This window comes from Actinotalea sp. (genome assembly GCF_041597215.1).
Taxonomy (GTDB): Bacteria; Actinomycetota; Actinomycetes; order Actinomycetales; family Cellulomonadaceae; genus Actinotalea.
Window position 1 is genome coordinate 1 of the sequence record NZ_JBFHHB010000251.1, and the last position, 4,457, is coordinate 4,457.

Annotated in this window: 4 protein-coding genes; 3 read left to right on the top strand and 1 reads right to left on the bottom strand. The window is 68.3% G+C overall.

The window, feature by feature from the left end:
* Positions 1-196: 196 nt before the first annotated feature.
* Positions 197-742, top strand: a complete 546-nt coding sequence (locus ABWK99_RS13905; RefSeq protein WP_372595297.1) for a hypothetical protein — start codon at positions 197-199, stop codon at positions 740-742.
* A gap of 352 nt (positions 743-1,094) precedes the next feature.
* Here ABWK99_RS13905 and ABWK99_RS13910 read toward each other — a convergent pair whose 3' ends face one another.
* A complete protein-coding gene (locus ABWK99_RS13910) occupies positions 1,095-1,442 on the bottom strand; it encodes a hypothetical protein (protein WP_372595298.1) in 348 nt (115 codons plus the stop codon).
* A 44-nt stretch (positions 1,443-1,486) separates the two neighbouring features.
* Here ABWK99_RS13910 and ABWK99_RS13915 point away from each other — a divergent pair, with 44 nt between their 5' ends.
* Both ABWK99_RS13915 and ABWK99_RS13920 read left to right on the top strand, forming a co-directional pair.
* Entirely contained in the window at positions 1,487-4,138 is a 2,652-nt protein-coding gene (locus tag ABWK99_RS13915; protein ID WP_372595299.1) for a phage tail tape measure protein, read from the top strand.
* Positions 4,135-4,457 (top strand): hypothetical protein (locus ABWK99_RS13920; RefSeq protein WP_372595300.1); only part of this gene is annotated, 323 nt, incomplete at its 3' end. The genes ABWK99_RS13915 and ABWK99_RS13920, both read left to right, overlap by 4 nt.

Genomic DNA, 4,457 nt, shown 5'->3' on the forward strand with positions numbered 1-4,457 from the left:
CAGTACAGCGACCTGCCGCCTGAGGCCAACTCGGTCCTCAAGACCTCGCAGAAGCTGTTCGTGACCGGCGAGGTTCAGGTCGACGTCGCGGTGACCGCCTGACCTTCCCCGTCTCCCCCTGCCGCGCCACCCCGGCTCGGCGCGGCAGGGGGTCGCACCGTCTGAGCCGGGAACCCTGAGCCGGGAGTAGAGAGACATGAGCCTGACCATCAAGCGGCCCGAGAAGGTCGTTTCGCTGTGCCTCGACGCATCGCTGCGTGCCGAGTGGGAGGCTGCCACCGCGCGCCTCGCCGACCTGATGAAGCGTCCCGCCGATGGGCGCATGACGGGCAACGCGGAGGCGACGGCGCTGGCTGCTGAGGTCGGCGACCTCGAGGAGCGCATGGCGGCTGACACGGCGCGGTTCCGTGTGCGTGGCCTGCCTCGCAACAAGTGGGCCGCGCACGTCGCCGCTCACCCGCCCCGCAAGGACGACGCTGCGGACGCGCAGTACCAGATCAACACGGCCACGTTCTTCGACGCGGTCCTCGCCGAGTCGATCGTCGACGTCGAGCAGGCCGGCGAGTCGGTCACGTTCGACGGCGCGAAGGACTGGCTGCCGCTCGCGGACGACATGACGAACGGCCAGTACGGCGAGTTCGTCGACGCGGTCCTCGAGCTGAACAAGGGGGCAGCGGGCATCCCTTTCTCTCGGGCCGCCGCCTCGCTGCGGAGCCTGGCCTCGTCCGCGAGCTCCGACTAGCACGAGAGCGCGGCGTCTCGTACAAGCGGTTCAGTGGTTGGGAGCCGGTCGAGACGACGGAGCACGTGTACGGCGAGGACGGGCGGCTGATCCGTTCGGTGACGACCCGTGAGCCTGAGTGGGATGAGCAGGAGCGGGCGTGGGCTGTGGCCTTGTCGCAATTCGAGGACGAGTTGTGCCCCTTGTGCGGGCGTCACTTGTCGGTGTGCGCGGACCCGGCGTCTGAGGGCAGGTGGCATGTCCCGCCGCCGACGAGGTGCTTCCCGACGACGGCTGCGGATCGTGCGCGCAAGCCGTATGACGAGCGGCCCGATTCCCATTCGCGGGCGCTGTTGTTCGCTGCGGAGTTGACCTAGTTCAGCGCCGCCGATCCGCGCCAGGTGTTGCCGTCGAGGCGGATGGTGCAGGACCACGTTTCGCGGACCATCCCGCCGAAGCCGTTCTCAGCCTCGACGGCCCCGGTCACGGTCCATTCGCTCGGTCCGCCGGTTGCGGATACGGCGCTGTAGCGGGCGGTGGACGGTGCGCGGAGTTGGTCGCTGACCCATTCCTGACACTGGTTGCGCGCCTCGATGCTCGCTGTTCCGTCGCCTGATCCGCCGGTCATGAGGATCACCCCGCAACCGGCCATGAGCAGGAGCGGCACCCCGACGACGATGCCGACGACGGCTTTTCCTGCGCCGGTCATTCCTTCGGCCATTCCCCAAATCTAGCGCACGCAATCCCGGATTGGGGGCTGGTCCTGTGGCCGATCGCACCGTTGCCGTGGTCTTGCAGGCGAAGGTCGGGGGCCTGGTTTCCGGGTTCCAGACTGCCGGCAAGGCTGCGCAGGACTTCGGGTCGCGGACGCTTGGCGCGGTCTCGCGCAACCAGGCGTCGATCTCGAAGCTGTCGAACACGCTCGGTGTGTTCGGGCTCGCCGCGGTGGGTGCTGCCGGTCTGGCTGTGAAGTCGTTCGCGGACTTCGACCAGTCGATGAGCAACGTCGCTGCGACCGGTGCCGATGCCGCGTCGAACCTCGCCGCGCTGCGTGATGCCGCGCTCGACGCTGGCCGCGAGACGGCCTACTCGGCGAAGGAGGCGGCTGGCGGCATCGAGGAGTTGCTGAAGGCGGGCGTCTCGGCGCAGGACGTCCTCGGTGGCGGTCTGACTGGCGCGCTGTCCCTGGCCGCGTCGGGTGAGCTTGAGGTCGGCGAGGCTGCGGAGATCGCGGCGACGGCGATGACTCAGTTTGGTCTCGGCGGCGAGCAGGTCAACCACGTCGCGGACCTCCTGTCTGCTGGTGCCGCGAAGGCGCAGGGCGGCGTGTCCGACCTCGGCATGGCGCTGAAGCAGTCGGGCCTCGTGGCGGATCAGACGGGCCTGAGCATCGAGGAGACGACCGCCGGCCTGACGGCGTTCGCTGCGGCCGGTCTGGTCGGCTCGGATGCTGGCACGTCGTTCAAGTCCATGCTCCAGCGCTTGACGCCTCAGTCCGAAGAGGCGAAGGACATGATGGACGAGCTCGGGATCTCGGCGTATGACTCGCAGGGCGGGTTCGTCGGCCTGGCTGAGTTCGCGGGTTCGTTGCAGACGGCGCTGAAGGACCTGACGCCGGAGCAGCGCAACTCTGCCCTCGCGACGATCTTCGGCACCGACGCTGTCCGTGCCGCTGCCGTGGTCTACGAGAACGGCGAGCAGGGTATCCGCGACTGGATCTCTGCCGTCGACGACCAGGGGTTCGCCGCGGAGACTGCCGCGACCCGTCTGGACAACCTGAACGGCGACCTGAAGATCCTTCAGGGGTCGGTCGAGACGGCCCTGATCGCGCTCGGCGAGGGCGCCGACGGGCCTCTGCGCAGCATGGTGCAGAACGTCACCGACATGGTGAACGCCTTCTCTGACGCGCCGACCTCCGTGCAGAACGTGACGCTCGCGCTCGTCGGCGGGGGCGGCATGGTCGCGCTCGGCATCGCTGGGATGGGCAAGCTCGTCGTGGGCATCTCTGAGGTCAAGACCGCGCTGGCGACGCTGAAGATCTCGGCGCGCACCGCGGGTACGGCTATCGGCATCGCTGGTGCCGCTCTCGCCGTGGGCGGGTTCGCGCTGTCCAAGTGGGCGGAGAACGCCGCCGAGGCGAAGGCGCGCACGGAGGAGTTCCAGTCCACGCTTGACGAGTTCGGGAACGTCACCGACGACACGCTCTCGATCATCAACGACGGACTGTCGAAGAACATCACCCCGTGGGTCGATTCGATCTTCGGTGCCGACCCTGAGTCGCTGATCGACAAGGCCGAGGAGTTCGGCCTGTCGGTCGAGGATCTCCAGGGCTACATCTTGGGCGAGGCCGACGCTGTCGAGCGCGTCAACGAGGTCACGTCGGCGTACATCGAGGCGCACTCGTCGTCTGCCTCGACGACGCAGGCCGCGAAGATGCACGTCGACGGGCTGACCAAGGGGCTCGATGAGCAGTCGTCGGCCCTGACCGGCGCGCAGAAGGCTGCGGCGCAGAAGCAGATCGCCGACGAGGCCGCCGGCGTCGGCGCGGACGACCTCACGGACAGCATCGACGGGACGACCGCTGCTGTCGAGGCGCAGATCCCGTCGCTCGAGGAGCTCATCGACCTTCAGTCGAAGGCTGCGGGCATCGTCCTGTCTGAGCGTGACGCACAGCGCGCGTTCCAGGCCGCGATTGACGACGCGACGGCGTCGCTCGACGAGAACGGGCAGACGCTCGACATCACGACCGAGGCCGGTCGCAAGAACCAGGCCGCGCTCGACGACATCTCCAAGGCTGGGTGGGACGTCGTCGAGTCGATGCAGGCGAACGGCGCGACGCAGGACGAGCTGAAGGCGTCGATGGCAACGACTCGCGAAGCGTTCATCAAGGCAGCCAAGGCGATGGGCATGGGCGCCGAGGACGCGGCCCGCCTGGCTGACGAGATGGGGCTCATCCCCGAGAAGGTGTCCGTGCCGGTGTCGGTCGACACGACCGTCGCGGAGCAGCGCCTCGCCGCGTTCAAGGCGCTGTTGAAGATGCCGGACATCGTCGTCACTGCGGAGATGCGAACGTCTGGCGGCTACTACGCCAACCGTGCCGAGGGCGGCATCGTCTACGGCCCCGGCACCGCGACCTCCGACAGCATCCCCGCCCGCCTGTCCAACGGCGAGTACGTCATCAAGGCGGCATCTGTCTCCCGCTACGGGAAGTCGATGTTCGACGACCTCAACGCGCAGAGGTTCTCCACGGGCGGGTACGTGTCTCACGCCGCCCCGACGCAGTCGACCGGCGGCTCGCAGCGCACGGCGCCGCTGATCGGTTCGGTAACCCTGACTGCCGGCGACTCGTCGGACGTCATTCGCAGGCTCGGCAGCGAGGTGTCCTGGCAGATGATGAGATCGGGTGCGGGATCATGACGACGCTGACCGGTGCCTCGCTGGTGTGGGGCTCGATGACGTTCTACGGTGACCGGTCGAGCGATTCGGTGCCCGTGATGAGCACGCTCGAGGGCTGGGACGGTCTGCCGTCTGGCCGCGACGGGTTCGCGAACCGTCCGCGCGGTCATGGGGCGTTCGACGACAAGGTGTTCGCTGACCCTCGATACGTGCGCGTGTCGGGGATCTCGGTGAGCGCTGCCGACCGTGACGCTCTCCTCGTGGGGCTGGGTGCAACGCTCACGTTCGACGACGAGCTCGCGCCGTTGACGGTGACTGCTGCGGGCCGGACGTTGACCGC

Bases quoted from the DNA above. Each gene is read 5' to 3' on its own strand.
- ABWK99_RS13905 (WP_372595297.1), top strand. From the start codon at position 197: ATGAGCCTGACCATCAAGCGGCCCGAGAAGGTCGTTTCGCTGTGCCTC.
- ABWK99_RS13910 (WP_372595298.1), bottom strand. From the start codon at position 1,442: ATGGCCGAAGGAATGACCGGCGCAGGAAAAGCCGTCGTCGGCATCGTC.